General features: G+C 50.7%; 45 protein-coding genes. 41 read left to right on the top strand and 4 right to left on the bottom strand.

Annotated elements, in window-relative coordinates; translation table 11 throughout:
• The first annotated feature begins 2 nt into the window (after positions 1 to 2).
• The 10 genes from FOY96_RS20185 (at position 3) to bfr (ending at position 7219) form a co-directional block, all read left to right on the top strand.
• On the top strand, positions 3 to 725 hold the full coding sequence (locus tag FOY96_RS20185) for a helix-turn-helix transcriptional regulator (protein ID WP_014171909.1): 723 nt from the start codon (positions 3 to 5) through the stop codon (positions 723 to 725).
• Positions 725 to 1111, top strand: coding sequence for a sulfurtransferase complex subunit TusD (gene tusD / locus FOY96_RS20180; protein WP_033146792.1), 387 nt, complete (start codon positions 725 to 727; stop codon positions 1109 to 1111). Before FOY96_RS20185 ends, tusD begins: the two co-directional genes overlap by 1 nt.
• Positions 1111 to 1470 carry a sulfurtransferase complex subunit TusC gene (tusC, locus tag FOY96_RS20175; RefSeq protein WP_094934898.1) on the top strand — a complete coding sequence of 120 codons (360 nt, stop codon included), beginning with the start codon at positions 1111 to 1113 and terminating at the stop codon, positions 1468 to 1470. The genes tusD and tusC overlap by 1 nt, the downstream gene beginning before the upstream one ends.
• A gap of 7 nt (positions 1471 to 1477) precedes the next feature.
• Entirely contained in the window at positions 1478 to 1765 is a 288-nt protein-coding gene (tusB, locus tag FOY96_RS20170) for a sulfurtransferase complex subunit TusB (protein ID WP_033146790.1), read from the top strand.
• A 124-nt stretch (positions 1766 to 1889) separates the two neighbouring features.
• Positions 1890 to 2264, top strand: coding sequence for a 30S ribosomal protein S12 (gene rpsL / locus FOY96_RS20165; protein ID WP_000246815.1), 375 nt, complete (start codon positions 1890 to 1892; stop codon positions 2262 to 2264).
• A 96-nt stretch (positions 2265 to 2360) separates the two neighbouring features.
• Positions 2361 to 2831, top strand: a complete 471-nt coding sequence (rpsG, locus tag FOY96_RS20160) for a 30S ribosomal protein S7 (protein ID WP_004106370.1) — start codon at positions 2361 to 2363, stop codon at positions 2829 to 2831.
• A gap of 96 nt (positions 2832 to 2927) precedes the next feature.
• The gene (gene fusA, locus FOY96_RS20155) at positions 2928 to 5042 is read left to right on the top strand and encodes an elongation factor G (protein WP_033146789.1); all 2115 of its coding nucleotides are present in this window, start codon (positions 2928 to 2930) and stop codon (positions 5040 to 5042) included.
• Positions 5043 to 5111: 69 nt separating this feature from the next.
• Positions 5112 to 6296, top strand: a complete 1185-nt coding sequence (gene tuf / locus FOY96_RS20150; protein ID WP_014068448.1) for an elongation factor Tu — start codon at positions 5112 to 5114, stop codon at positions 6294 to 6296.
• 179 nt (positions 6297 to 6475) lie between these two features.
• Entirely contained in the window at positions 6476 to 6670 is a 195-nt protein-coding gene (gene bfd / locus FOY96_RS20145; RefSeq protein WP_008503493.1) for a bacterioferritin-associated ferredoxin, read from the top strand.
• 72 nt (positions 6671 to 6742) lie between these two features.
• Positions 6743 to 7219: a bacterioferritin gene (gene bfr, locus FOY96_RS20140; protein ID WP_008503492.1), complete on the top strand. Its 477-nt coding sequence runs from the start codon at positions 6743 to 6745 to the stop codon at positions 7217 to 7219.
• Here bfr and FOY96_RS20135 read toward each other — a convergent pair.
• On the bottom strand, positions 7203 to 7676 hold the full coding sequence (locus tag FOY96_RS20135; protein ID WP_064673113.1) for a prepilin peptidase: 474 nt from the start codon (positions 7674 to 7676) through the stop codon (positions 7203 to 7205). The two genes, bfr and FOY96_RS20135, sit on opposite strands and share 17 nt — an antisense overlap.
• A 380-nt stretch (positions 7677 to 8056) precedes the next feature.
• On the opposite strand from FOY96_RS20135, the gene rpsJ reads away from it, so the two are divergent.
• The 31 genes from rpsJ to FOY96_RS19980 all read left to right on the top strand — a co-directional run bounded on the left by rpsJ (position 8057) and on the right by FOY96_RS19980 (position 22887).
• The gene (gene rpsJ / locus FOY96_RS20130) at positions 8057 to 8368 is read left to right on the top strand and encodes a 30S ribosomal protein S10 (protein ID WP_001181005.1); all 312 of its coding nucleotides are present in this window, start codon (positions 8057 to 8059) and stop codon (positions 8366 to 8368) included.
• A gap of 32 nt (positions 8369 to 8400) precedes the next feature.
• Complete coding sequence (gene rplC / locus FOY96_RS20125; RefSeq protein WP_006178923.1) at positions 8401 to 9030, top strand: 50S ribosomal protein L3; 630 nt, start codon at positions 8401 to 8403, stop codon at positions 9028 to 9030.
• A 10-nt stretch (positions 9031 to 9040) separates the two neighbouring features.
• Positions 9041 to 9646 carry a 50S ribosomal protein L4 gene (gene rplD, locus FOY96_RS20120; protein WP_000424395.1) on the top strand — a complete coding sequence of 202 codons (606 nt, stop codon included), beginning with the start codon at positions 9041 to 9043 and terminating at the stop codon, positions 9644 to 9646.
• On the top strand, positions 9643 to 9945 hold the full coding sequence (gene rplW / locus FOY96_RS20115; protein ID WP_000617546.1) for a 50S ribosomal protein L23: 303 nt from the start codon (positions 9643 to 9645) through the stop codon (positions 9943 to 9945). The genes rplD and rplW overlap by 4 nt, the downstream gene beginning before the upstream one ends.
• A 17-nt stretch (positions 9946 to 9962) precedes the next feature.
• A complete protein-coding gene (rplB, locus tag FOY96_RS20110; RefSeq protein WP_000301859.1) occupies positions 9963 to 10784 on the top strand; it encodes a 50S ribosomal protein L2 in 822 nt (273 codons plus the stop codon).
• Between the two features lie 16 nt (positions 10785 to 10800).
• Complete coding sequence (rpsS, locus tag FOY96_RS20105; protein ID WP_001138117.1) at positions 10801 to 11079, top strand: 30S ribosomal protein S19; 279 nt, start codon at positions 10801 to 10803, stop codon at positions 11077 to 11079.
• Between the two features lie 14 nt (positions 11080 to 11093).
• Positions 11094 to 11426 carry a 50S ribosomal protein L22 gene (gene rplV / locus FOY96_RS20100; RefSeq protein ID WP_002919773.1) on the top strand — a complete coding sequence of 111 codons (333 nt, stop codon included), beginning with the start codon at positions 11094 to 11096 and terminating at the stop codon, positions 11424 to 11426.
• A 17-nt stretch (positions 11427 to 11443) separates the two neighbouring features.
• Positions 11444 to 12145, top strand: a complete 702-nt coding sequence (gene rpsC, locus FOY96_RS20095; RefSeq protein ID WP_000529945.1) for a 30S ribosomal protein S3 — start codon at positions 11444 to 11446, stop codon at positions 12143 to 12145.
• Positions 12146 to 12157: 12 nt separating this feature from the next.
• A complete protein-coding gene (gene rplP, locus FOY96_RS20090; RefSeq protein ID WP_002919759.1) occupies positions 12158 to 12568 on the top strand; it encodes a 50S ribosomal protein L16 in 411 nt (136 codons plus the stop codon).
• Positions 12568 to 12759, top strand: a complete 192-nt coding sequence (gene rpmC / locus FOY96_RS20085; RefSeq protein WP_003863282.1) for a 50S ribosomal protein L29 — start codon at positions 12568 to 12570, stop codon at positions 12757 to 12759. Before rplP ends, rpmC begins: the two co-directional genes overlap by 1 nt.
• Positions 12759 to 13013, top strand: coding sequence for a 30S ribosomal protein S17 (rpsQ, locus tag FOY96_RS20080; RefSeq protein ID WP_008503489.1), 255 nt, complete (start codon positions 12759 to 12761; stop codon positions 13011 to 13013). Before rpmC ends, rpsQ begins: the two co-directional genes overlap by 1 nt.
• A gap of 166 nt (positions 13014 to 13179) precedes the next feature.
• Positions 13180 to 13551, top strand: a complete 372-nt coding sequence (rplN, locus tag FOY96_RS20075) for a 50S ribosomal protein L14 (protein ID WP_002919748.1) — start codon at positions 13180 to 13182, stop codon at positions 13549 to 13551.
• 10 nt (positions 13552 to 13561) lie between these two features.
• Positions 13562 to 13876: a 50S ribosomal protein L24 gene (gene rplX, locus FOY96_RS20070; RefSeq protein WP_003863287.1), complete on the top strand. Its 315-nt coding sequence runs from the start codon at positions 13562 to 13564 to the stop codon at positions 13874 to 13876.
• 14 nt (positions 13877 to 13890) lie between these two features.
• Positions 13891 to 14430 carry a 50S ribosomal protein L5 gene (gene rplE, locus FOY96_RS20065; RefSeq protein WP_001096206.1) on the top strand — a complete coding sequence of 180 codons (540 nt, stop codon included), beginning with the start codon at positions 13891 to 13893 and terminating at the stop codon, positions 14428 to 14430.
• A 14-nt stretch (positions 14431 to 14444) separates the two neighbouring features.
• On the top strand, positions 14445 to 14750 hold the full coding sequence (rpsN, locus tag FOY96_RS20060) for a 30S ribosomal protein S14 (protein ID WP_003863291.1): 306 nt from the start codon (positions 14445 to 14447) through the stop codon (positions 14748 to 14750).
• Between the two features lie 30 nt (positions 14751 to 14780).
• A complete protein-coding gene (gene rpsH / locus FOY96_RS20055; RefSeq protein ID WP_006178918.1) occupies positions 14781 to 15173 on the top strand; it encodes a 30S ribosomal protein S8 in 393 nt (130 codons plus the stop codon).
• 12 nt (positions 15174 to 15185) lie between these two features.
• Entirely contained in the window at positions 15186 to 15719 is a 534-nt protein-coding gene (rplF, locus tag FOY96_RS20050) for a 50S ribosomal protein L6 (RefSeq protein ID WP_003863296.1), read from the top strand.
• Positions 15720 to 15728: 9 nt separating this feature from the next.
• Positions 15729 to 16082 carry a 50S ribosomal protein L18 gene (gene rplR, locus FOY96_RS20045; protein ID WP_003863297.1) on the top strand — a complete coding sequence of 118 codons (354 nt, stop codon included), beginning with the start codon at positions 15729 to 15731 and terminating at the stop codon, positions 16080 to 16082.
• Between the two features lie 14 nt (positions 16083 to 16096).
• Entirely contained in the window at positions 16097 to 16597 is a 501-nt protein-coding gene (rpsE, locus tag FOY96_RS20040) for a 30S ribosomal protein S5 (protein WP_003863299.1), read from the top strand.
• A 6-nt stretch (positions 16598 to 16603) separates the two neighbouring features.
• Positions 16604 to 16783, top strand: coding sequence for a 50S ribosomal protein L30 (gene rpmD / locus FOY96_RS20035; protein ID WP_003863301.1), 180 nt, complete (start codon positions 16604 to 16606; stop codon positions 16781 to 16783).
• Between the two features lie 3 nt (positions 16784 to 16786).
• Positions 16787 to 17221 carry a 50S ribosomal protein L15 gene (gene rplO / locus FOY96_RS20030; RefSeq protein ID WP_003863304.1) on the top strand — a complete coding sequence of 145 codons (435 nt, stop codon included), beginning with the start codon at positions 16787 to 16789 and terminating at the stop codon, positions 17219 to 17221.
• Positions 17222 to 17228: 7 nt separating this feature from the next.
• Positions 17229 to 18560 carry a preprotein translocase subunit SecY gene (secY, locus tag FOY96_RS20025; RefSeq protein WP_003863305.1) on the top strand — a complete coding sequence of 444 codons (1332 nt, stop codon included), beginning with the start codon at positions 17229 to 17231 and terminating at the stop codon, positions 18558 to 18560.
• A 31-nt stretch (positions 18561 to 18591) separates the two neighbouring features.
• Positions 18592 to 18708 carry a 50S ribosomal protein L36 gene (gene rpmJ, locus FOY96_RS20020; RefSeq protein ID WP_000868187.1) on the top strand — a complete coding sequence of 39 codons (117 nt, stop codon included), beginning with the start codon at positions 18592 to 18594 and terminating at the stop codon, positions 18706 to 18708.
• A gap of 146 nt (positions 18709 to 18854) precedes the next feature.
• A complete protein-coding gene (gene rpsM, locus FOY96_RS20015; RefSeq protein WP_003863308.1) occupies positions 18855 to 19211 on the top strand; it encodes a 30S ribosomal protein S13 in 357 nt (118 codons plus the stop codon).
• 16 nt (positions 19212 to 19227) lie between these two features.
• Entirely contained in the window at positions 19228 to 19617 is a 390-nt protein-coding gene (gene rpsK, locus FOY96_RS20010; RefSeq protein WP_003863312.1) for a 30S ribosomal protein S11, read from the top strand.
• Positions 19618 to 19650: 33 nt separating this feature from the next.
• Positions 19651 to 20271 carry a 30S ribosomal protein S4 gene (rpsD, locus tag FOY96_RS20005; RefSeq protein ID WP_004868345.1) on the top strand — a complete coding sequence of 207 codons (621 nt, stop codon included), beginning with the start codon at positions 19651 to 19653 and terminating at the stop codon, positions 20269 to 20271.
• A gap of 25 nt (positions 20272 to 20296) precedes the next feature.
• A complete protein-coding gene (locus tag FOY96_RS20000; protein WP_002919219.1) occupies positions 20297 to 21286 on the top strand; it encodes a DNA-directed RNA polymerase subunit alpha in 990 nt (329 codons plus the stop codon).
• Positions 21287 to 21326: 40 nt separating this feature from the next.
• Positions 21327 to 21710 carry a 50S ribosomal protein L17 gene (gene rplQ, locus FOY96_RS19995; RefSeq protein ID WP_001216368.1) on the top strand — a complete coding sequence of 128 codons (384 nt, stop codon included), beginning with the start codon at positions 21327 to 21329 and terminating at the stop codon, positions 21708 to 21710.
• Between the two features lie 107 nt (positions 21711 to 21817).
• Complete coding sequence (locus FOY96_RS19990; protein ID WP_143347643.1) at positions 21818 to 22186, top strand: DnaJ family domain-containing protein; 369 nt, start codon at positions 21818 to 21820, stop codon at positions 22184 to 22186.
• A gap of 2 nt (positions 22187 to 22188) precedes the next feature.
• On the top strand, positions 22189 to 22614 hold the full coding sequence (gene zntR, locus FOY96_RS19985; RefSeq protein WP_143347642.1) for a Zn(2+)-responsive transcriptional regulator: 426 nt from the start codon (positions 22189 to 22191) through the stop codon (positions 22612 to 22614).
• A 57-nt stretch (positions 22615 to 22671) separates the two neighbouring features.
• Positions 22672 to 22887, top strand: a complete 216-nt coding sequence (locus tag FOY96_RS19980; protein ID WP_023333665.1) for an alternative ribosome-rescue factor A — start codon at positions 22672 to 22674, stop codon at positions 22885 to 22887.
• Here FOY96_RS19980 and mscL read toward each other — a convergent pair whose 3' ends face one another.
• From mscL to rsmB, 3 genes are all read right to left on the bottom strand, one after another.
• Positions 22888 to 23298, bottom strand: a complete 411-nt coding sequence (mscL, locus tag FOY96_RS19975; protein ID WP_023309449.1) for a large-conductance mechanosensitive channel protein MscL — start codon at positions 23296 to 23298, stop codon at positions 22888 to 22890.
• A 146-nt stretch (positions 23299 to 23444) separates the two neighbouring features.
• Positions 23445 to 24821: a Trk system potassium transporter TrkA gene (trkA, locus tag FOY96_RS19970; RefSeq protein WP_008503482.1), complete on the bottom strand. Its 1377-nt coding sequence runs from the start codon at positions 24819 to 24821 to the stop codon at positions 23445 to 23447.
• A gap of 22 nt (positions 24822 to 24843) precedes the next feature.
• Positions 24844 to 26130: a 16S rRNA (cytosine(967)-C(5))-methyltransferase RsmB gene (rsmB, locus tag FOY96_RS19965; protein ID WP_143347641.1), complete on the bottom strand. Its 1287-nt coding sequence runs from the start codon at positions 26128 to 26130 to the stop codon at positions 24844 to 24846.
• Positions 26131 to 26144: the final 14 nt, after the last annotated feature.

Genomic DNA, 26144 nt, shown 5'->3' with positions numbered 1-26144 from the left:
TCATGTCCAGGTCGCTTTTAACCAACGAAACCAGTGAACTTGATTTGCTGGATCAACGTCCTTTCGATCAGACCGACTTCGATATTCTGAAATCCTACGAAGCGGTAGTGGACGGGTTAGCGATGCTCATTGGCTCCCACTGCGAAATCGTATTGCACTCCCTGCAAGATCTGAAGTGTTCCGCCATCCGCATTGCGAATGGTGAACATACTGGCCGTAAAATTGGTTCGCCAATTACCGACCTTGCATTGCGTATGCTGCATGACATGACCGGCGCGGACAGCAGCGTCTCAAAATGCTATTTCACCCGCGCCAAAAGCGGCGTGCTGATGAAATCAGAAACCATCGCGATTCGAAACCGCGAGCATCGTGTTATTGGGCTGCTGTGCATCAACATGAACCTTGATGTGCCATTCTCGCAAATCATGAGCACCTTTATTCCGCCAGAAACGCCGGACGTTGGCTCTTCTGTTAACTTTGCCTCCTCCGTTGAAGATCTGGTGACGCAGACGCTTGAGTTTACGATTGAAGAGGTGAATGCCGATCGCAACGTCTCGAACAACGCCAAGAATCGCCAGATCGTGCTCAATCTCTACGAAAAAGGGATTTTTGATATTAAAGACGCCATTAATCAGGTGGCCGATCGTCTGAACATCTCCAAGCACACGGTCTACCTCTATATTCGCCAGTTCAAAAGCGGCGATTTCCAGGGACAAGACAAGTAATGCGTTTTGCGTTAATGGTGACAGGCCCGGCGTACGGCACTCAGCAGGCCAGCAGCGCGCTGCAGTTTGCGCATGCGCTACTGGCGGCCGGACATGAGCTGGCGAGCGTTTTCTTCTATCGGGAAGGGGTGTATAACGCGAATCAGTTTACGTCACCGGCGAGCGACGAATTCGATCTGGTGCGCGCCTGGCAGGCATTAAACGAAAAGCAGGGCGTAGAACTGCACATCTGCGTGGCGGCGGCACTGCGCCGCGGGGTGACCGATGCAACCGAAGCCGCACGTCTTGGTTTATCGGGTTCTAACCTGCAGCCCGGCTTTTCGTTGAGTGGCCTGGGTGCACTGGCACAGGCGGCATTAACCTGCGACAGAGTGGTGCAATTCTGATGAAGCGTGTCGCGTTTGTTTTTTCCTCCGCACCGCACGGCAATGCGTCCGGCAGAGAAGGGCTGGATGCGCTGCTCGCGACCTCAGCATTGACCGAAGATATCGGTGTCTTCTTTTTGGGCGACGGCGTATTTCAGCTTCTGGCGGGGCAGCAGCCTCAGGCCATTCTGGCGCGTGATTACATCACGACGTTCAAAGTGTTACCGCTTTACGATATCGAAACCTTCTATGTCTGTGCCGACTCCCTGGCCGCGCGCGGTTTAAACGAGGCAACGCCTTTCGTGCTGGATGTGACAGTCCTGTCTTCTGCTGCATTGCGCGAACACCTTTCCCACTACGACACCGTTCTGACTTTCTGAGGCTGACATGCTCCATACTCTGAGCCATTCACCGTGGCAATGTGATATCGACGCGTTACTGAGTATGCTGCGCGAAGGTGATGATCTGCTGCTGATTCAGGATGGCGTGCTTGCCGCACTGGACGGCAGTCGTTTCGTTGAAATTCTCACGAATGCCCCCATAACAGTCTCTGCGCTGAAGGACGATCTGGATGCGCGGGGTCTTTCTGGTCAAATTTCAGCCAAAATTGACGTGGTTGGCTATACTGATTTCGTCAATCTTACTGTGACGCACGCCAGTCAAATGAACTGGTGATTTGAGATCGCTGTATATTTCTTGACACCTTTTCGACGTAGCCCTAAAATTTCGCGTCCTCATATTGTATGAGGTCGTTTTATTACGTGTTTACGAAGCAAAAGCTAAAACCAGGAGCTATTTAATGGCAACAGTTAACCAGCTGGTACGCAAACCACGCGCACGCAAAGTTGCAAAGAGCAACGTGCCTGCGCTGGAAGCCTGCCCGCAGAAACGTGGTGTATGTACTCGTGTATATACCACCACTCCTAAAAAACCAAACTCCGCACTGCGTAAAGTATGCCGTGTGCGTTTGACTAACGGTTTCGAAGTGACTTCCTACATCGGTGGTGAAGGTCACAACCTGCAGGAGCACTCCGTGATCCTGATCCGTGGCGGTCGTGTTAAAGACCTTCCGGGTGTTCGTTACCACACCGTTCGTGGTGCGCTCGACTGCTCAGGTGTTAAAGACCGTAAGCAGGCTCGCTCCAAGTACGGCGTGAAGCGTCCTAAGGCTTAATGGTTCTCCGTTAAGTAAGGCCAAACTGATTTATCTTAATGTCAAACTAAACTCTTTGAGTTTTGGACAATCCTGAATTAACAACGGAGTATTCCCATGCCACGTCGTCGCGTCATTGGTCAGCGTAAAATTCTTCCAGATCCGAAATTCGGATCAGAACTGCTGGCAAAATTTGTAAATATCCTGATGGTAGATGGTAAAAAATCTACTGCAGAAGCAATCGTATACAGCGCGCTTGAGACCCTGGCTCAGCGTTCTGGTAAAAATGAACTGGAAGCTTTCGAAGTCGCTCTCGACAACGTTCGCCCAACCGTAGAAGTTAAGTCCCGCCGCGTTGGTGGTTCTACTTATCAGGTTCCAGTTGAAGTTCGTCCGGTTCGTCGTAATGCTCTGGCAATGCGTTGGATCGTTGAAGCTGCTCGTAAACGCGGTGATAAATCCATGGCTCTGCGTCTGGCGAACGAACTTTCTGATGCTGCAGACAACAAAGGTACTGCAGTTAAGAAACGTGAAGACGTTCACCGTATGGCAGAAGCCAACAAGGCGTTCGCACACTACCGTTGGTAATCCCTTCGGAGTATTAGTCACCAGGCGGGCGCTTCAGAGAAGCCGCCCGCTCTGGGTAACTTAACTGAACGCCTAAAGATATAAACGAGGAATCAAATGGCTCGTACAACACCCATCGCACGCTACCGTAACATCGGTATCAGTGCGCACATCGACGCCGGTAAAACCACTACTACCGAACGTATTCTGTTCTACACCGGTGTAAACCATAAAATCGGTGAAGTTCATGACGGCGCAGCCACCATGGACTGGATGGAACAGGAGCAGGAGCGTGGTATCACTATCACCTCCGCAGCGACTACTGCATTCTGGTCAGGTATGGCTAAGCAGTACGAACCGCATCGCGTAAACATCATCGACACCCCAGGGCACGTTGACTTCACCATCGAAGTAGAACGTTCCATGCGTGTTCTTGACGGCGCGGTAATGGTTTATTGCGCAGTTGGTGGTGTTCAGCCACAGTCTGAAACCGTATGGCGTCAGGCGAACAAATATAAAGTTCCACGCATCGCGTTCGTTAACAAAATGGACCGTATGGGTGCTAACTTCCTGAAAGTTGTTGGCCAGATCAAAACCCGTCTGGGCGCGAACCCTGTTCCGCTGCAGCTGGCAATTGGTGCTGAAGAAGGCTTCACCGGCGTTATCGACCTGGTGAAAATGAAAGCCATCAACTGGAACGATGCAGACCAGGGCGTTACCTTCGAATACGAAGATATCCCAGCTGCAATGCAGGACCTGGCTGACGAATGGCACCAGAACCTGATCGAATCCGCTGCTGAAGCTTCTGAAGAGCTGATGGAGAAATACCTGGGTGGTGAAGAACTGACTGAAGAAGAGATCAAAAAAGCTCTGCGTCAGCGCGTTCTGAACAACGAAATCATCCTGGTAACCTGTGGTTCTGCGTTCAAGAACAAAGGTGTTCAGGCGATGCTGGATGCGGTAGTTGACTACCTGCCATCCCCAGTTGACGTTCCTGCGATCAACGGCATCCTGGACGACGGTAAAGATACTCCGGCTGAGCGTCACGCAAGCGACGAAGAGCCATTCTCTGCACTGGCGTTCAAAATTGCTACCGACCCATTCGTGGGTAACCTGACCTTCTTCCGCGTTTACTCTGGTGTGGTTAACTCCGGTGACACCATCCTGAACTCCGTGAAAGCGGCGCGTGAACGTTTTGGCCGTATCGTACAGATGCACGCTAACAAACGTGAAGAGATCAAAGAAGTTCGTGCGGGCGACATCGCTGCAGCTATCGGTCTGAAAGACGTGACCACTGGTGACACCCTGTGTGACCCGGATCACCCGATCATTCTGGAGCGTATGGAATTCCCTGAGCCGGTAATCTCCATCGCAGTTGAACCAAAAACCAAAGCTGACCAGGAAAAAATGGGTCTGGCTCTGGGCCGTCTGGCGAAAGAAGACCCATCATTCCGCGTATGGACTGATGAAGAATCTAACCAGACCATCATCGCTGGTATGGGTGAACTGCACCTGGACATCATCGTTGACCGTATGAAGCGTGAATTCAACGTTGAAGCGAACGTGGGTAAACCTCAGGTTGCTTACCGCGAAGCGATTCGCGCGAAAGTTACCGATGTTGAAGGTAAACACGCTAAGCAGTCTGGTGGTCGCGGTCAGTACGGTCACGTTGTGATCGACATGTACCCACTGGAGCCGGGCTCTAACCCGAAAGGTTACGAGTTCATCAACGACATCAAAGGTGGTGTAATTCCTGGCGAATACATCCCAGCCGTTGATAAAGGCATCCAGGAACAGCTGAAAGCGGGCCCTCTGGCTGGCTATCCGGTTGTTGACATGGGTGTTCGTCTGCACTTCGGTTCTTACCACGACGTTGACTCCTCTGAACTGGCGTTTAAACTGGCTGCGTCTATTGCCTTTAAAGAAGGCTTTAAGAAAGCAAAACCAGTTCTGCTTGAGCCAATCATGAAGGTTGAAGTAGAAACTCCTGAAGAGAACACCGGTGACGTTATCGGTGACTTGAGCCGTCGTCGCGGTATGCTGCGTGGTCAGGAATCCGAAGTAACTGGCGTTAAGATCCACGCTGAAGTTCCGCTGTCTGAAATGTTCGGATATGCAACTCAGCTGCGTTCTCTGACCAAAGGTCGTGCATCATACACCATGGAATTCCTGAAGTATGATGATGCGCCTAACAACGTTGCTCAGGCCGTTATTGAAGCCCGTGGTAAGTAATCCACAGGATTAAAACCTAAGTCCCGTGCTCTCTCCACAGGGGAGAGCACTATAGTAAGGAATATAGCCGTGTCTAAAGAAAAATTTGAACGTACAAAACCGCACGTCAACGTTGGTACTATCGGCCACGTTGACCATGGTAAAACTACCCTGACTGCTGCAATCACTACCGTTCTGGCTAAAACCTACGGTGGTTCTGCTCGTGCATTCGACCAGATCGATAACGCACCAGAAGAAAAAGCTCGTGGTATCACCATCAACACTTCCCACGTTGAATATGACACCCCGACTCGCCACTACGCACACGTAGACTGCCCAGGCCACGCCGACTATGTTAAAAACATGATCACCGGTGCTGCGCAGATGGACGGCGCGATCCTGGTTGTTGCTGCGACTGACGGCCCAATGCCTCAGACTCGTGAGCACATCCTGCTGGGTCGTCAGGTAGGCGTTCCTTTCATCATCGTGTTCCTGAACAAATGCGACATGGTTGATGACGAAGAGCTGCTGGAACTGGTAGAGATGGAAGTTCGTGAACTGCTGTCTCAGTACGATTTCCCAGGCGACGATACTCCAATCGTTCGTGGTTCTGCTCTGAAAGCGCTGGAAGGCGAAGCTGAGTGGGAAGCTAAAATCATCGAACTGGCTGGCTTCCTGGATTCTTACATCCCAGAACCAGAGCGTGCGATTGACAAGCCGTTCCTGCTGCCAATCGAAGACGTATTCTCCATCTCCGGTCGTGGTACCGTTGTTACCGGTCGTGTAGAGCGCGGTATCATCAAAGTTGGTGAAGAAGTTGAAATCGTTGGTATCAAAGAGACTGCGAAGTCTACCTGTACTGGCGTTGAAATGTTCCGCAAACTGCTGGACGAAGGCCGTGCTGGTGAGAACGTTGGTGTTCTGCTGCGTGGTATCAAACGTGAAGAAATCGAACGTGGTCAGGTTCTGGCGAAGCCAGGCTCAATCAAGCCACACACCAAGTTCGAATCTGAAGTGTACATCCTGTCCAAAGACGAAGGCGGCCGTCATACTCCGTTCTTCAAAGGCTACCGTCCACAGTTCTACTTCCGTACAACTGACGTGACCGGTACCATCGAACTGCCAGAAGGCGTTGAGATGGTAATGCCAGGCGACAACATCAAGATGGTTGTGACTCTGATCCACCCAATCGCGATGGACGACGGTCTGCGTTTCGCAATCCGTGAAGGCGGCCGTACCGTTGGCGCGGGCGTTGTTGCTAAAGTTCTGGGCTAATTAATTATCCCCGAATAAAAAAAAGGACGCTTCGGCGTCCTTTTTTGTTTTCTGCCGCTCAGTTACTGTCACAAATTTCGCATTTTTTGCCTGCTCCCGCCCCGTATTGTGGCGTTTGTGCTATTGTAATCATAACCATTCTCACTTACACTTTGCGCATAATTTGAACGGGAGTCTCTATGTACGTTTGTTTATGTAATGGTGTAAGCGACAAGAAAATACGTCAGGCCGTTCGCCAGTTTCAGCCTCAGTCATTTCAGCAACTACGCAAATTTGTTCCGGTGGGAAATCAATGCGGTAAATGTGTACGTGCTGCGCGAGAGATCATGCAGGACGAATTGATGCAGATCCCGGAATACAAAGAGATCGCGTAAGCGCCCATCTTTTTTTTGACATCCCTGTAGCCCGATCTACGCTTCAATGAGTGGAAGCGGAGGGACTATATAATGAAAGGTGATGTTAAAATCATAAGTTATCTCAATAAATTATTGGGAAATGAGCTTGTCGCAATTAACCAGTACTTTCTTCACGCGAGAATGTTCAAAAACTGGGGGCTTAAACGTCTGAACGACGTTGAGTACCATGAATCGATCGATGAAATGAAGCACGCTGATAAATATATCGAGCGTATTTTATTCCTTGAAGGCATTCCAAACCTGCAGGATCTTGGAAAGCTGGGCATCGGAGAAGATGTCGAAGAGATGCTGCGTTCCGACCTCAGGCTGGAACTTGAAGGCGCCAAAGATCTCCGTGAAGCCATTGCCTATGCCGACAGCGTACATGACTACGTTAGTCGCGATATGATGATCCAGATCCTGGCCGATGAAGAAGGTCATATTGATTGGCTGGAAACGGAGCTGGATCTGATTGCTAAAATCGGTCTGCAGAACTACCTTCAGTCGCAGATTAAAGTGGAAGAGTAACCACCGTCTTCCAGCCTACGCATAAACCCGCTGCTGCCAGAAATGGCCCAAAAGGCAGTGGGTTTTTTAATGCTCCCTTATCGCCGGTGAGTAACGAAAACACAAGAATGCTAAGTAGCGCCATAAGCGCAGCGAGTAACGCCAGCGTAGGCAGCATGCACCAGCCATGCCACGCACCAAGCGCCGCCAGGTATTTTACATCGCCGTATCCCATCCCTTCACGCCGGCAGATAAACCGATATCCCCAGTAAATAACGGCAAAGCCGACATATCCAGCCATCGCTCCAACCACTGCACTTGGCAGAAAATCAGGTTGGACGCAGAGCTGAAAGAGCAGGCCCGCCCAGAGCAGCGGGCAGAGAAACTTATCCGGAAGCAGTCCGTAGCGAATATCTGCACGGACGAGAAAGGCAGTCAGCGAAAAATAGACCAGCAAAAAGGGGAGGGTAGTTAACATGGAAAAGGCCTCAAAAGGGTTTGAGCGCATCCTCGCTATAATCGACCTGGTCGGCAATCTATAAAAACGACACTTGCGTAGGGGCTCGAGACAAAGCCTTGAGAAGGGATACATTGCGTAAAAAGTTGCGCGCCCATACGCATACTGCGCCTCTGGCGCTTAATTTCTAAACGGCACTTGCGTCTTGTCCAGATTTACGTATAATGCGCGGGCTTGTCGTAATTGACGGCGGGTTCAATCAGAACCAGAGTAGCTCATTTTGTTACTCAACAATGCTCCCAATTGGGGAGCTACGTAAGAACGGTTACACTCTCCCATCAATCGTAATGGGTTTGAGGAGTAATCATTTTCGTTTATAAAATAATTGGAGCTCTGGTCTCATGCAGAACCAAAGAATCCGTATCCGCCTTAAAGCGTTTGATCATCGTCTGATCGATCAATCAACCGCGGAAATCGTCGAGACTGCTAAGCGCACTGGTGCGCAAGTCCGTGGTCCGATCCCGCTGCCGACCCGCAAAGAGCGCTTCACCGTTCTGATCTCTCCGCACGTCAACAAAGACGCGCGCGATCAGTACGAAATCCGCACTCACAAGCGTCTGGTTGACATCGTTGAGCCAACTGAGAAAACCGTTGATGCTCTGATGCGTCTGGATCTGGCTGCCGGTGTAGACGTGCAGATCAGCCTGGGTTAATCAGGTCATCGAGCGATTGAGAGGTTGATACAATGATTGGTTTAGTCGGTAAAAAAGTGGGCATGACCCGCATCTTCACTGAAGATGGCGTTTCAATCCCAGTAACCGTAATCGAAGTTGAAGCAAACCGCGTTACCCAGGTTAAAGATCTGGCTAACGATGGCTACCGCGCTGTTCAGGTGACCACTGGTGCTAAAAAAGCTAACCGTGTAACCAAACCAGAAGCGGGTCACTTCGCTAAAGCTGGCGTAGAAGCTGGCCGTGGTCTGTGGGAATTCCGTCTTGCTGAAGGCGAAGAGTTCACCGTAGGTCAGGACATTAGCGTTGAGCTGTTTGCTGACGTTAAAAAAGTTGACGTAACCGGTACCTCTAAAGGTAAAGGTTTTGCTGGTACCGTTAAGCGCTGGAACTTCCGTACCCAGGACGCTACCCACGGTAACTCCTTGTCTCACCGCGTTCCGGGTTCTATCGGTCAGAACCAGACTCCGGGCAAAGTGTTCAAAGGCAAGAAAATGGCAGGTCAGCTGGGTAACGAACGTGTGACCGTTCAGAGCCTGGACGTAGTACGTGTTGACGCTGAGCGCAACCTGCTGCTGGTTAAAGGTGCAGTTCCGGGTGCAACCGGTAGCGACCTGATCGTTAAACCAGCTGTGAAGGCGTAAGGGGATAGCAATGGAATTAGTATTGAAAGACGCGCAGAGCGCGCTGACTGTTTCCGAAACTACCTTCGGTCGTGATTTCAACGAAGCGCTGGTTCACCAGGTTGTTGTTGCTTATGCAGCTGGTGCTCGTCAGGGTACTCGTGCTCAGAAGACTCGTGCTGAAGTAACTGGTTCTGGCAAAAAGCCATGGCGCCAGAAAGGTACCGGCCGTGCGCGTTCAGGTTCTATCAAGAGCCCGATCTGGCGTTCAGGTGGCGTGACCTTCGCTGCGCGTCCACAGGACCACAGTCAAAAAGTTAACAAAAAGATGTACCGCGGCGCGCTGAAAAGCATCCTGTCCGAACTGGTACGTCAGGATCGTCTGATCGTTGTCGAGAAGTTCTCTGTTGAAGCGCCTAAAACTAAGCTGCTGGCACAGAAACTGAAAGACATGGCTCTGGAAGATGTGCTGATCATCACCGGTGAGCTGGACGAGAACCTGTTCCTGGCCGCACGCAACCTGCACAAGGTTGACGTACGCGATGCGACTGGTATCGACCCGGTTAGCCTGATCGCCTTCGACAAAGTCGTAATGACTGCTGATGCTGTTAAGCAAGTTGAGGAGATGCTGGCATGATTCGTGAAGAACGTCTGCTGAAGGTGCTTCGCGCACCGCACGTTTCTGAAAAAGCGTCTACTGCGATGGAAAAAACAAACACCATCGTTCTCAAAGTTGCTAAAGACGCGACCAAAGCAGAGATCAAAGCTGCTGTGCAGAAACTGTTTGAAGTCGAAGTCGAAGTCGTTAACACCCTGGTAGTTAAAGGGAAAGTTAAACGTCACGGACAGCGTATCGGTCGTCGTAGCGACTGGAAAAAAGCTTACGTCACCCTGAAAGAAGGCCAGAATCTGGACTTCGTTGGCGGCGCTGAGTAAGTCGGAGGAGTAATACAATGGCAGTTGTTAAATGTAAACCGACATCTCCGGGTCGTCGCCACGTAGTTAAAGTGGTTAACCCTGAGCTGCACAAGGGCAAACCTTTTGCTCCGTTGCTGGAAAAAAACAGCAAATCCGGTGGTCGTAACAACAATGGCCGTATCACCACTCGTCACATCGGTGGTGGCCACAAGCAGGCTTATCGTATTGTTGACTTCAAACGCAACAAAGACGGTATCCCAGCAGTTGTTGAACGTCTTGAGTACGATCCGAACCGTTCCGCGAACATCGCGCTGGTTCTGTACAAAGACGGCGAACGCCGTTACATCCTGGCCCCTAAAGGCCTGAAAGCTGGCGACCAGATTCAGTCTGGCGTTGATGCTGCAATCAAAGCAGGCAACACCCTGCCGATGCGCAATATCCCGGTTGGTTCTACCGTTCATAACGTAGAAATGAAACCAGGTAAAGGCGGTCAGCTGGCACGTTCCGCTGGTACTTACGTTCAGATCGTTGCTCGTGATGGTGCTTATGTCACCCTGCGTCTGCGTTCTGGTGAAATGCGTAAAGTCGAAGCAGACTGCCGCGCTACTCTGGGCGAAGTTGGCAATGCTGAGCATATGCTGCGCGTTCTGGGTAAAGCAGGTGCTGCACGCTGGCGTGGTGTTCGTCCTACCGTTCGCGGTACTGCGATGAACCCAGTCGACCACCCACATGGTGGTGGTGAAGGTCGTAACTTTGGTAAGCACCCGGTAACTCCGTGGGGCGTTCAGACCAAAGGTAAGAAGACCCGCAGCAACAAGCGTACTGATAAATTTATCGTACGTCGCCGTAGCAAATAATTTTAGAGGATAAGCCATGCCACGTTCTCTCAAGAAAGGTCCTTTTATTGACCTGCACTTGCTGAAGAAGGTAGAGAAAGCGGTGGAAAGCGGAGACAAGAAGCCCCTGCGCACTTGGTCCCGTCGTTCAACGATCTTTCCTAACATGATCGGTTTGACCATCGCTGTCCATAATGGTCGTCAGCACGTTCCAGTCTTTGTTACCGACGAAATGGTTGGTCACAAACTGGGTGAATTCGCACCGACTCGTACTTATCGCGGCCACGCTGCTGATAAAAAAGCGAAGAAGAAATAAGGTAGGAGGAAGAGATGGAAACTTTAGCTCAACATCGCCATGCTCGTTCTTCTGCTCAGAAGGTTCGCCTTGTTGCTGACCTGATTCGCGGTAAGAAAGTGTCGCAGGCCCTGGACATCCTGACCTATACCAACAAGAAAGCTGCGGTATTGGTCAAGAAAGTACTGGAATCTGCCATTGCTAACGCTGAACACAACGATGGCGCTGACATCGACGATCTGAAAGTCGCGAAAATTTTCGTAGATGAAGGCCCAAGCATGAAGCGCATTATGCCGCGTGCGAAAGGTCGTGCAGATCGCATCCTGAAGCGCACCAGCCACATTACTGTGGTTGTGTCCGATCGCTGAGACTCTGGAGACTAGCAATGGGTCAGAAAGTACATCCTAATGGTATTCGCCTGGGTATTGTAAAACCATGGAACTCTACCTGGTTTGCGAACACCAAAGAATTCGCTGACAACCTGGACAGCGATTTTAAAGTACGTCAGTACCTGACTAAGGAACTGGCTAAAGCGTCTGTATCTCGTATCGTTATCGAGCGTCCAGCGAAGAGCATCCGTGTGACTATTCACACTGCTCGTCCTGGCATCGTTATCGGTAAGAAAGGCGAAGACGTAGAAAAACTGCGCAAGGTCGTAGCGGATATCGCTGGCGTTCCTGCACAGATCAATATCGCTGAAGTTCGTAAGCCTGAACTGGACGCTAAATTGGTTGCTGACAGCATCACTTCACAGCTGGAACGTCGTGTTATGTTCCGTCGTGCTATGAAGCGTGCTGTACAGAACGCAATGCGTCTGGGCGCTAAAGGTATTAAAGTTGAAGTTAGCGGCCGTCTGGGCGGCGCGGAAATCGCACGTACCGAATGGTACCGCGAAGGTCGCGTACCGCTGCACACTCTGCGTGCTGACATCGACTACAACACCTCTGAAGCGCACACCACTTACGGTGTAATCGGCGTTAAGGTATGGATCTTCAAAGGTGAGATCCTGGGTGGTATGGCTGCTGTTGAACAACCGGAAAAACCGGCTGCTCAACCTAAAAAGCAGCAGCGTAAAGGCCGTAAATAAGGAGCGTCGCTGATGTTACAACCAAAGCGTACAAAATTCCGTAAAGTGCACAAAGGCCGCAACCGTGGTCTGGCGCAGGGTACGGATGTTAGCTTCGGCACTTTCGGTCTGAAAGCTGTTGGCCGTGGTCGTCTGACTGCACGTCAGATCGAAGCAGCACGTCGTGCAATGACCCGTGCAGTTAAGCGTCAAGGTAAGATCTGGATCCGTGTATTCCCGGACAAACCGATCACCGAGAAGCCACTGGAAGTTCGTATGGGTAAAGGTAAAGGTAACGTGGAGTACTGGGTTGCCTTGATCCAACCGGGCAAAGTCCTTTATGAAATGGACGGTGTTCCGGAAGAGCTGGCCCGTGAAGCCTTCGGCCTGGCAGCAGCGAAACTGCCTATCAAAACCACCTTTGTAACTAAGACGGTGATGTAATGAAAGCAAAAGAGCTGCGTGAAAAAAGCGTTGAAGAGCTGAACGCTGAGCTGCTGAACCTGCTGCGTGAGCAGTTCAACCTGCGTATGCAGGCTGCAAGTGGCCAGCTGCAACAGACTCACCTGCTGAAGCAAGTGCGTCGCAATGTTGCACGCGTTAAGACTTTACTGACTCAGAAGGCGGGTGCGTAATGACCGATAAAATCCGTACTCTGCAAGGTCGTGTTGTTAGCGACAAAATGGAGAAATCCATTGTTGTAGCTATCGAACGTATTGTGAAACACCCGATCTACGGTAAATTCATCAAGCGTACGACCAAACTGCACGTACATGACGAGAACAACGAATGTGGTATCGGCGACAAGGTTGAAATCCGTGAATGCCGTCCACTGTCCAAGACTAAGTCCTGGACGCTGGTTCGCGTTGTAGAGAAAGCGGTTCTGTAATACAGTACGCCTTCTCAATACGAATAAACGGCTCAGCGATGAGCCGTTTATTTTTTCTACCCATATTGCAGAAGCGGTGTTATAATGCCGCGCCCTCGATATGGGGCTTTTTAACGGCTCTGATTTTAGAGTCTCAGGTAGTAGTTGACATTAGCGGAGCACTAAAATGATCCAAGAACAGACTATGCTGAACGTCGCCGACAACTCCGGTGCACGTCGCGTAATGTGTATCAAGGTTCTGGGTGGCTCGCACCGTCGCTACGCAGGCGTAGGCGACATCATCAAGATCACCATCAAGGAAGCAATTCCACGTGGTAAGGTCAAAAAAGGTGATGTGCTGAAGGCGGTAGTGGTGCGCACCAAGAAGGGTGTTCGTCGCCCTGACGGTTCTGTCATTCGCTTCGATGGTAATGCATGCGTTATTTTAAACAATAACAGCGAGCAGCCTATCGGCACGCGTATCTTTGGGCCGGTAACTCGTGAACTTCGTACTGAGAAGTTCATGAAAATTATCTCTCTGGCACCAGAAGTACTCTAAGGAGCGAATCATGGCAGCGAAAATCCGTCGTGATGACGAAGTTATCGTGTTAACCGGTAAAGATAAAGGTAAACGCGGTAAAGTAAAAAATGTTCTGTCTTCCGGCAAACTTGTCGTTGAAGGTATCAACCTGGTTAAGAAACATCAGAAGCCGGTTCCGGCCCTGAACCAACCAGGTGGCATCGTTGAAAAAGAAGCTGCTATTCAGGTTTCTAACGTTGCAATCTTCAATGCGGCTACCGGCAAGGCTGACCGTGTAGGCTTTAGATTCGAAGACGGCAAAAAAGTCCGTTTCTTCAAGTCTAACAGCGAAACTATCAAGTAATTTGGAGTAGTACGATGGCGAAACTGCATGATTACTACAAAGACGAAGTAGTTAACAAACTCATGACTGAGTTTAACTACAATTCTGTCATGCAAGTCCCTCGGGTCGAGAAGATCACCCTGAACATGGGTGTTGGTGAAGCGATCGCTGACAAGAAACTGCTGGATAACGCAGCAGCTGACCTGACAGCAATCTCCGGTCAAAAACCGCTGATCACCAAAGCACGCAAATCTGTTGCAGGCTTCAAAATCCGTCAGGGCTATCCGATCGGCTGTAAAGTAACTCTGCGTGGCGAACGCATGTGGGAGTTCTTTGAGCGCCTGATCACTATTGCTGTTCCACGTATCCGTGACTTCCGTGGCTTGTCCGCTAAGTCTTTCGACGGTCGTGGTAACTACAGCATGGGTGTCCGTGAGCAGATCATCTTCCCAGAAATCGACTACGATAAAGTCGACCGCGTGCGTGGTTTGGATATTACCATTACCACTACTGCGAAATCTGACGAAGAAGGCCGTGCTCTGCTGGCTGCCTTTGACTTCCCGTTCCGCAAGTAAGGTAGGGTTACTGAATGGCTAAGCAATCAATGAAAGCACGCGAAGTAAAGCGCGTAGCTTTAGCTGATAAATTCTTCGCTAAACGCGCTGAACTGAAAGCGATCATTTCTGATGTGAACGCTTCCGACGAAGATCGTTGGAATGCGGTTCTCAAGCTGCAGTCTCTGCCGCGTGATTCCAGCCCGTCTCGTCAGCGTAACCGCTGTCGTCAAACAGGTCGTCCACATGGTTATGTGGGCAAGTTTGGGTTGAGCCGTATCAAACTGCGTGAAGCCGCCATGCGCGGTGAAGTGCCAGGCTTGAAAAAGGCTAGCTGGTAATTACCAATTGAATCACGGGAGTAAAGACAGATGAGCATGCAAGATCCGATCGCGGATATGCTGACCCGTATCCGTAACGGTCAGGCCGCGAACAAAGTTGCGGTCACCATGCCTTCCGCCAAGCTGAAAGTGGCAATTGCCAACGTGCTGAAGGAAGAAGGTTTTATCGAAGATTTTAAAGTTGAAGGCGACACCAAGCCGGAACTGGAACTTACTCTTAAGTATTTCCAGGGTAAAGCTGTTGTAGAAAGCATTCAGCGTGTCAGCCGCCCAGGCCTGCGCATCTATAAGAAAAAAGATGAGCTGCCAAAAGTTATGGCTGGCCTTGGTATCGCAGTTGTTTCTACCTCTAAAGGTGTTATGACTGATCGTGCAGCGCGCCAGGCTGGTCTTGGTGGCGAAATTATCTGCTACGTAGCCTAATCGGAGGAAAGAATGTCTCGTGTTGCTAAAGCACCGGTCGTTATTCCTGCCGGCGTTGATGTAAAAATCGACGGTCAGGTTATTACGATCAAAGGTAAAAACGGCGAGCTGACTCGTACCCTCAACAAAGCTGTTGAAGTTAAACATGCAGATAACGCTCTGACCTTCGGTCCACGTGATGGTTTCGTGGATGGATGGGCTCAGGCTGGTACCGCGCGTGCCCTGCTGAACTCAATGGTTGTTGGTGTTACCGAAGGCTTCACTAAAAAGCTTCAGCTGGTTGGTGTAGGTTATCGTGCAGCTATCAAAGGGAATGCAGTAGGCCTGTCTCTGGGCTTCTCACACCCTGTTGAGCATCCGCTGCCGGCCGGTATCACTGCAGAATGTCCGACTCAAACTGAAATCGTGCTGAAAGGCGCTGATAAACAGCTGATCGGTCAGGTTGCAGCAGATCTGCGCGCCTACCGTCGTCCTGAGCCTTACAAAGGCAAGGGTGTTCGTTACGCCGACGAAGTCGTGCGTACCAAAGAGGCTAAGAAGAAGTAAGGTAACACTATGGATAAGAAATCTGCTCGTATCCGTCGTGCGACCCGCGCACGCCGCAAGCTCAAAGAGCTGGGTGCAACTCGCCTGGTGGTACATCGTACCCCGCGTCATATTTACGCACAGGTAATTGCACCGAACGGTTCTGAAGTTCTGGTAGCTGCTTCTACTGTAGAAAAAGCTATCTCAGAACAATTGAAGTACACCGGTAACAAAGACGCCGCTGCAGCTGTAGGTAAAGCTGTTGCTGAACGCGCTCTGGAAAAAGGCATCAGCAATGTTTCCTTTGACCGTTCCGGGTTCCAATATCATGGTCGTGTCCAGGCACTGGCAGATGCTGCCCGTGAAGCTGGCCTTCAGTTCTAAGGTAGAGGTGTAAGATGGCTCACATCGAAAAACAGGCTGGCGAACTGCAGGAAAAGCTGATCGCGGTAAACCGCGTATCTAAAACCGTTAAAGGTGGTCGTATTTTCTCCTTCACAGCTCTGACTGTAGTAGGCGATGGTAACGGTCGCGTTGGTTTTGGTTACGGTAAAGCGCGTGAAGTTCCAGCAGCGATCCAGAAAGCGATGGAAAAAGCCCGTCGCAATATGATTAACGTCGCGCTGAACAACGGTACCCTGCAACACCCAGTTAAAGGTGTTCACACGGGTTCTCGTGTATTCATGCAGCCAGCTTCAGAAGGTACCGGTATCATCGCCGGTGGTGCAATGCGCGCCGTTCTGGAAGTTGCTGGGGTTCATAACGTTCTGGCCAAAGCATATGGTTCCACCAACCCGATCAACGTGGTTCGTGCAACTATTGATGGCCTGGAAAATATGAATTCTCCAGAAATGGTCGCTGCCAAGCGTGGTAAATCCGTTGAAGAAATTCTGGGGTAATTGACCATGGCAAAGACTATTAAAATCACTCAAACCCGCAGTGCAATCGGTCGTCTGCCGAAACACAAGGCAACGCTGCTTGGCCTGGGTCTGCGTCGTATTGGTCATACCGTTGAGCGCGAGGATACTCCTGCTGTTCGTGGTATGGTCAACGCGGTTTACTTCATGGTTAAAGTTGAGGAGTAAGAGATGCGTTTAAATACTCTGTCTCCGGCCGAAGGCTCTAAAAAGGCGGGTAAACGCCTGGGTCGTGGTATCGGTTCTGGCCTCGGCAAAACCGGTGGTCGTGGTCACAAAGGTCAGAACTCTCGTTCTGGCGGTGGCGTACGTCGCGGTTTCGAGGGTGGCCAGATGCCACTGTACCGTCGTCTGCCGAAGTTCGGCTTCACCTCTCGCAAAGCAGCGATCACAGCGGAAATCCGTCTGTCTGACCTGGCGAAAGTTGAAGGCGGCGTTGTAGACCTGAACACGCTGAAAGCAGCAAACATTATCGGTATCCAGATCGAGTTCGCGAAAGTGATCCTGGCTGGTGAAGTTTCTACTCCGGTAACTGTTCGTGGCCTGCGTGTTACTAAAGGTGCTCGTGCTGCTATCGAAGCTGCTGGCGGTAAAATTGAGGAATAAGTAGCAGATGGCTAAGCAACCGGGATTAGATTTTCAAAGTGCCAAAGGTGGATTTGGCGAGCTGAAACGCAGACTGCTGTTTGTTATCGGCGCGCTGATTGTGTTCCGTATTGGCTCTTTTATTCCGATCCCTGGTATCGATGCCGCTGTACTTGCCAAACTGCTTGAGCAACAGCGAGGCACCATCATTGAAATGTTCAACATGTTCTCTGGTGGTGCTCTCAGCCGTGCTTCTATCTTTGCATTGGGTATTATGCCGTACATTTCGGCATCTATTATTATCCAGCTGCTGACGGTCGTTCATCCGGCCCTGGCAGAGTTGAAGAAAGAAGGGGAGTCTGGACGTCGTAAGATTAGTCAGTACACCCGTTACGGTACTCTGGTGCTGGCAATATTCCAGTCGATCGGTATTGCTACCGGTCTGCCGAATATGCCTGGTATGCAGGGCCTGGTGTTAAACCCGGGCTTTGCATTCTATTTCACCGCTGTTGTAAGTCTGGTCACAGGGACTATGTTCCTGATGTGGCTCGGCGAACAGATTACTGAGCGTGGTATCGGTAACGGTATCTCTATCATTATCTTCGCCGGTATTGTTGCGGGCCTCCCGCCAGCCATCGCCCATACTATCGAGCAAGCGCGTCAAGGCGACCTGCACTTCCTCCTGTTGCTGTTGGTTGCAGTATTAGTATTTGCAGTGACGTTCTTTGTTGTCTTTGTTGAACGTGGTCAACGCCGCATTGTGGTGAACTACGCTAAACGTCAGCAGGGTCGTCGTGTCTATGCTGCACAGAGCACACATTTACCGCTGAAAGTGAACATGGCGGGGGTTATCCCGGCTATCTTCGCTTCCAGTATTATTCTGTTCCCGGCGACCATCGCGTCATGGTTCGGGGGCGGTACTGGTTGGAACTGGCTGACAACAATTTCGCTGTATTTGCAGCCTGGGCAACCACTTTATGTGTTACTCTATGCGTCTGCGATCATCTTCTTCTGTTTCTTCTACACGGCGTTGGTCTTCAACCCGCGTGAAACAGCAGATAACCTGAAGAAGTCCGGTGCATTTGTACCAGGAATTCGTCCGGGAGAGCAAACGGCGAAGTATATCGATAAAGTAATGACTCGCCTGACTTTGGTTGGTGCGCTTTATATTACTTTTATCTGCCTGATCCCGGAGTTCATGCGTGATGCAATGAAAGTACCGTTCTACTTCGGTGGGACCTCACTGCTTATCGTTGTTGTCGTGATTATGGACTTTATGGCTCAAGTGCAAACTCTGATGATGTCCAGTCAGTACGAGTCTGCATTGAAGAAGGCGAACCTGAAAGGCTACGGCCGCTAAATGGTCGCCTGAGAAGTTACGGAGAGTAAAAATGAAAGTTCGTGCTTCCGTCAAGAAATTATGCCGTAACTGCAAAATCGTTAAGCGTGATGGTGTCATCCGTGTGATTTGCAGTGCCGAGCCGAAGCATAAACAGCGCCAAGGCTGATTATTTCGCATATTTTTCTTGCAAAGTTGGGTTGAGCTGGCTAGATTAGCCAGCCAATCTTTTGTATGTCTGTACGTTTCCATTTGAGTATCCTGAAAACGGGCTTTTCAGCATGGTGCGTACATATTAAATAGTAGGAGTGCATAGTGGCCCGTATAGCAGGCATTAACATTCCTGATCAGAAACATGCTGTGATCGCATTAACTTCGATCTACGGCGTCGGCAAGACCCGTTCTAAAGCCATTCTGGCTGCAGCGGGTATCGCTGAAGATGTTAAGATCAGTGAGCTGTCTGAAGAACAAATCGACACGCTGCGTGACGAAGTTGCCAAATTTGTCGTTGAAGGTGATCTGCGCCGTGAAATCAGCATGAGCATCAAGCGCCTGATGGATCTTGGTTGCTATCGCGGTTTGCGTCATCGTCGTGGTCTGCCAGTGCGCGGTCAGCGTACTAAGACCAACGCACGTACCCGTAAGGGTCCGCGCAAACCGATCAAGAAATAATCGGGGTGATTGAATAATGGCAAAGGCACCAGTTCGTGCACGTAAACGTGTAAGAAAACAAGTCTCTGACGGCGTGGCTCATATCCATGCTTCTTTCAACAACACCATCGTTACTATTACTGATCGTCAGGGTAACGCATTGGGTTGGGCAACAGCCGGTGGTTCCGGTTTCCGTGGTTCTCGCAAATCCACTCCGTTCGCAGCTCAGGTTGCAGCAGAGCGTTGCGCAGAAGCCGTAAAAGAATACGGCATCAAGAATCTGGAAGTTATGGTTAAAGGTCCGGGTCCGGGTCGTGAATCTACTGTTCGCGCTCTGAACGCCGCTGGTTTCCGCATCACGAATATTACTGATGTGACTCCGATCCCTCATAACGGTTGTCGTCCGCCGAAAAAACGTCGCGTATAACGCTCCGTTTTTTAGGTTAGTTGGAGATAGAAAATGGCAAGATATTTGGGTCCTAAGCTCAAGCTGAGCCGTCGTGAGGGCACCGACTTATTCCTTAAGTCTGGCGTTCGCGCGATCGATACCAAGTGTAAAATTGAACAAGCTCCTGGCCAGCACGGTGCGCGTAAACCGCGTCTGTCTGACTATGGTGTGCAGTTGCGTGAAAAGCAAAAAGTTCGCCGTATGTACGGTGTGCTGGAGCGTCAGTTCCGTAACTACTATAAAGAAGCAGCACGTCTGAAAGGCAACACAGGTGAAAACCTGCTGGCTCTGCTGGAAGGTCGTCTGGACAACGTTGTATACCGTATGGGCTTCGGCGCTACTCGTGCTGAATCACGTCAGCTGGTTAGCCACAAAGCAATCATGGTAAACGGTCGTGTTGTTAACATCGCTTCTTATCAGGTTAAAGCGAATGACGTTGTTAGCATTCGTGAGAAAGCGAAAAAGCAATCTCGCGTGAAGGCCGCTCTGGAGCTGGCTGAGCAGCGTGAAAAGCCAACCTGGCTGGAAGTTGATGCTGGCAAGATGGAAGGTACGTTCAAGCGTCAGCCAGAACGTTCTGATCTGTCTGCGGACATTAACGAACACCTGATCGTCGAGCTTTACTCCAAGTAAAGCTTAGTACCAAAGAGAGGACACAATGCAGGGTTCTGTGACAGAGTTTCTAAAACCGCGCCTGGTAGATATCGAGCAAGTGAGTTCGACGCACGCCAAGGTGACCCTTGAGCCTTTAGAGCGTGGCTTTGGCCATACTCTGGGTAACGCACTGCGCCGTATTCTGCTCTCATCGATGCCGGGTTGCGCGGTGACCGAGGTTGAGATTGATGGTGTACTTCATGAGTACAGCACCAAAGAAGGCGTTCAGGAAGATATCCTTGAAATCCTGCTCAACCTGAAAGGGCTGGCGGTGAGAGTTCAGGGTAAAGATGAAGTTATTCTTACTCTGAATAAATCTGGCATTGGCCCTGTGACTGCAGCCGACATCACCCACGACGGTGATGTTGAAATCGTCAAGCCGCAGCACGTGATCTGCCACCTGACCGATGAGAACGCAGCTATTAGCATGCGTATCAAAGTTCAGCGCGGTCGTGGTTATGTGCCGGCTTCTGCCCGAATTCATTCGGAAGAAGATGAGCGCCCAATCGGCCGTCTGCTGGTCGACGCATGCTATAGCCCTGTAGAGCGTATTGCCTACAATGTTGAAGCAGCGCGTGTAGAACAGCGTACCGACCTGGACAAGCTGGTCATCGAAATGGAAACCAACGGCACAATCGATCCTGAAGAGGCGATTCGTCGTGCGGCGACCATCCTGGCAGAACAACTGGAAGCTTTCGTTGACTTACGTGATGTACGTCAGCCGGAAGTGAAAGAAGAGAAACCAGAATTCGATCCGATCCTGCTGCGCCCTGTTGACGATCTCGAATTGACTGTCCGCTCTGCTAACTGCCTCAAGGCAGAAGCTATCCACTATATCGGTGATCTGGTACAGCGTACCGAGGTTGAGTTGCTGAAAACGCCGAACCTGGGTAAAAAATCTCTTACCGAGATTAAAGACGTGCTGGCTTCACGTGGTCTGTCTCTGGGCATGCGCCTGGAAAACTGGCCACCAGCAAGCATTGCTGACGAGTAACCGGATCACAGGTTAAGGTTTTACTGAGAAGGATAAGGTCATGCGCCATCGTAAGAGTGGTCGTCAACTGAACCGCAACAGCAGCCATCGCCAGGCTATGTTCCGCAACATGGCAGGTTCACTGGTTCGTCATGAGATCATCAAGACGACCCTGCCTAAAGCGAAAGAGCTGCGTCGCGTAGTTGAGCCGCTGATTACTCTTGCCAAGACTGACAGCGTTGCTAATCGTCGTCTGGCATTCGCCCGTACTCGTGATAACGAGATCGTGGCAAAACTGTTTAACGAACTGGGCCCGCGTTTCGCGAGCCGTGCCGGTGGTTACACTCGCATTCTGAAGTGTGGTTTCCGTGCAGGCGACAACGCGCCGATGGCTTACATCGAGCTGGTTGATCGTTCAGAGAAAGCAGAAGCTGCTGCAGAGTAATCTGCAGTAACGTAAAAAAACCCGCTCCGGCGGGTTTTTTTATATCCGCGATATCCCCACTTCTCTACAATGTCTGTATCAATTCTGTTCATCTCCTGGAGCTGGTAATGTGGTTGCTCGACCAGTGGGCAGAACGCCATATTCGCGATGCCCAAAAAAAAGGTGAATTCGACGATCTCCCCGGGAGCGGCGAACGCCTTGCGCTTGACGATGACTCGCACATCGCACCGGAATTACGGGCTGGATACCATTTGCTGAAAAATGCGGGCTGTCTCCCCCCGGAGCTCGAACAGCGCAGAGAGGCTGTTGAACTGGCCGATCTTCTCAAAGGGATCCGCCATGACGATCCACGACATTCTGAACTTAGCCGCCGCCTCGCCCTGCTTGAACTCAAGCTACGCCAGTCTGGGATGAACACTGATTTTCTGCACGGTGAATACGGTGAAAGATTGATGCAGAAAATAAGCGAGGAGTAGTTATGTACCGCATCGGTGAACTTGCGAAGCTTGCGAACGTCACGCCGGATACTATCCGATATTACGAAAAGCAGCAGATGATCGATCATGAAGTTCGGACTGAAGGAGGCTTTCGGCTTTATACCGATAACGATCTGCAGCGCCTGCGGTTTATTCGTTATGCGCGTCAGCTCGGTTTTACACTGGATTCGATCCGTGAGTTATTATCGATCCGCATCGATCCGGAACATCACACCTGCCAGGAATCTAAAAGCATCGTGCAGGCCCGGCTGGATGAAGTTGAAGCGCGTATACAGGAACTGCAAACCATGCAGCGCTCTCTGCAAAGGCTGAATGATGCCTGCTGCGGTACGGCCCACAGCAGCATTTACTGTTCAATTCTCGAAGCCCTTGAACAGGGAGCGAGTAGAGAAACGCAGGGCTGTTGATTTTTAGTTCAACCGGGTCTAGACTCGCTTCGTCATAAACCCTGCTCTGGAGACATTATGAGCCGCTATCAGCACACGAAAGGACAAATTAAGGACAATGCCATTGAGGCGTTACTTCACGACCCGTTATTCAGGCAGCGCGTTGAGAAGAATAAAAAAGGGAAAGGAAGTTATCTGCGTAAAGACAAACATGAAAAACGGGGTAACTGGGAGGCCAGTGGCAAGCAAGCGAATCGCTTATTTACCACTGGCCTTCCTGCTTTTATCTGTTGATTAGACGCGGTTATTTTGCTCTTTTAACAGATCGCGGATCTCACTCAACAGCACTTCTTCTTTCGTTGGCGCAGGTGCTGCAGCCGGCTCTTCTTTTTTACGGTTGAGCCTGTTGATCAGCTTGATGGCCATAAATATGGCAAACGCGACAATCACAAAATCAAATACGTTCTGAATAAATACGCCGTAGTGCATCACTACTGCCGGAACATCACCCTGCGCTTCACGCAGCGTGAAAGCGAACTGTTTGAAATCAATGCCGCCGATTAACAACCCTAAAGGTGGCATGATAATGTCGGCCACTAATGATGAAACAATCTTGCCGAATGCCGCACCAATAATGACACCCACTGCCAAATCTACCACGTTCCCGCGCATCGCAAATTCGCGAAATTCTTTAATAAAACTCATTGTTCTCTCCTTGTGCCAGCTGACGAGTTTAAGTTTAACAAATGATTAGCCAATTGCCATTCGGGATAATTAAACATTATGAAAAATAAAAGGCACAGAAATGAGAAGGATAAAGTAAGGGTGCTCTTACTCGAGCACCCAATTCTTTAAAGGAAGAATGGACTTGGCTGGAATAAACGTTCGACGTCGGTAATAAACTTTTTATCGGTAAGGAACATAATAACGTGATCGCCTTGCTCAATTCGTAAATTATCATTGGCAATCATGACATCATTCCCGCGCACAACGGCGCCGATAATCGTGCCTGGCGGCAGTTTAATTTCGTCGATCGAACGGCCGACGACGCGTGACGTCGTTTCATCTCCATGAGCAACGGCTTCAATGGCTTCCGCTACGCCACGGCGGAGCGATGACACACCGACAATATCCGCTTTACGAACATGGCTCAGGAGCGCGGAAATTGTCGCCTGCTGAGGGGAAATAGCAATATCAATAACGCTGCCCTGAACCAGATCGACATACGCCTTGCGCTGAATAAGCACCATGACTTTTTTTGCCCCCATGCGCTTCGCGAGCATGGCGGACATTATATTCGCCTCGTCATCGTTGGTGACGGCAATAAAGAGATCAACCTGATCAATATGCTCTTCAGCCAGTAGCTCCTGATCCGACGCATCACCATAAAATACAATCGTATTTTGCAGTTTTTCCGCCAGTTCAGCAGCACGCTGTTGATCGCGCTCGATCAACTTCACGCTGTAATCTTTTTCCAGCCGATGTGCCAGACCGGCACCGATATTGCCACCGCCGACCAGCATAATGCGTTTATAGGGTTTTTCGAGACGCTGAAGTTCACTCATCACCGCACGAATATGCTGTGAGGCCGCAATAAAGAAGACCTCATCACCGGCTTCGACAATCGTGGAGCCTTGCGGGCGAATTGGCCTGTCGTGGCGGAAAATCGCTGCAACGCGCGTATCAATATGCGGCATGTGCTCGCGCATGGTGGAAAGCGCATTGCCGATCAATGGTCCGCCATAATAGGCCTTAACCACTGCCAGGCTCACTTTGCCCTCGGCAAAGTTCACCACCTGCAGGGCACCCGGATATTCGATCAGGCGATAGATATTGTCGATAACCAACTGTTCTGGCGCGATGAGGTGGTCAATGGGGACCGCTTCGGAATTAAACAGTTTTTCAGCATCGCGAACATAGTCCGGAGAGCGAATGCGCGCAATTCGGTTTGGCGTGTTGAAAAGCGAGTAGGCCACCTGACAGGCCACCATATTGGTTTCGTCCGAACTGGTTACCGCAACCAGCATGTCGGCATCGTCGGCGCCCGCCTCACGAAGAACACGTGGGTGCGAACCATGACCCTGCACCACGCGCAGGTCAAACTTGTCCTGTAATACACGCAGACGATCGCCGTTGGTATCAACAATTGTGATGTCGTTGTTTTCGCCAACCAGGTTTTCCGCCAGCGTTCCGCCCACCTGTCCTGCACCCAGAATGATAATCTTCATATCTCGTGACCTGTTCTCAACATCACTCTTTGATTAGCTTAGCGTAAAAGAAGCCATCACCCTCTTCAGCACCTGGCAGGTTCTGCAGACCCGGGGATTCAGGCGTTCCCGTATCGCGCAGCGCGGCGTCCGGCGTACGTTTAAGGAAAGCCGTGATTTGCTGGCTGTTTTCTTCCGGCAGCACGGAGCAGGTTGCATAGACCAGCGTTCCACCAGGCTTAAGATGCGGCCAAATGGCGTCGAGAATGTCGGATTGCAGTTGGGCAAGTTCCTTAATATCACGATCGCGGCGTAGCCACTTGATGTCCGGATGACGACGAATAACACCGGTTGCAGAGCAGGGAGCATCCAGCAAAATGCGATCGAACTGGGTTTCACCACACCACTCTGCGGGTTTGCGTCCATCGCCCTGCTTAACCTGAGCCTTCATGCCAAGACGCTTGAGGTTGTCGTAGACGCGTGAGAGACGCTGTTCATCGACGTCCACAGCCATCACGCTGGCCTGCGGAGCCACTTCCAGAATATGCGTCGTTTTGCCCCCAGGCGCGGCGCACAGATCGAGGATCTGCTCACCATTTTTGGGTTCAAGCCAGGTCATGCAACCCTGAGCCGAGGCATCCTGTACGGTTACCCAGCCTTCATCAAAACCGGGTAATGCATGTACCGGTGCCGGTGAGGCCAGACGTACAGCATCCTGATAGGCTTGATGCGGGAATCCACTCATTCCAGCTTCTTCAAGTAATGCCAGCCATGCGTCACGAGTGTGGTGATTACGATTCACGCGTAGCCACATTGGCGGGCGCTGGTTGTTGGCATCGGCAATCTCCTGCCACTGCTGTGGATAAGCTTTTTTCAGGCGCCTCAACAGCCAGTCCGGGTGCAGAAAACGTGCTTCGCTTTGGGCAAATTCAGCCAGAAGCTCTTCCTGCTGTCTCTGGAACTGACGCAGTACGCCGTTGATCAGACCTTTCAGCTGAGGGCGTTTAATCGCAACGGCGCCTTCAACCGTCTCAGCCAGCGCGGCATGAGGTGGGATGCGGGTATGAAGAAGCTGATAAAAACCCACAATAATCAAATAGTGTACGGTGCGCTGCTTGCCTGTCATTGGGCGTGACATCAGCTTGTTAATCAGCCACTCAAGCTGAGAAAGCGTGCGCAGAACGCCAAAGCAGAGCTCCTGAAGCAGGGCTTTGTCTTTATCCGATACTTTTTGTTGCAGGGGAGGCAGGACGTTACTTAGTGACTGGCCCTGCTCGATAACCTGCTCAACGGCCTGAGCCGCCATACTGCGTAGATTTTGTTTTTTCATAACCGTAAAAATAA

The organism is Enterobacter asburiae (assembly GCF_007035645.1).
GTDB classification, from domain to species: Bacteria; Pseudomonadota; Gammaproteobacteria; order Enterobacterales; family Enterobacteriaceae; genus Enterobacter; species Enterobacter asburiae_B.
The sequence above is the reverse complement of the archived record's forward strand: the minus strand, read 5'-3'. Positions and strand labels throughout refer to the sequence as shown.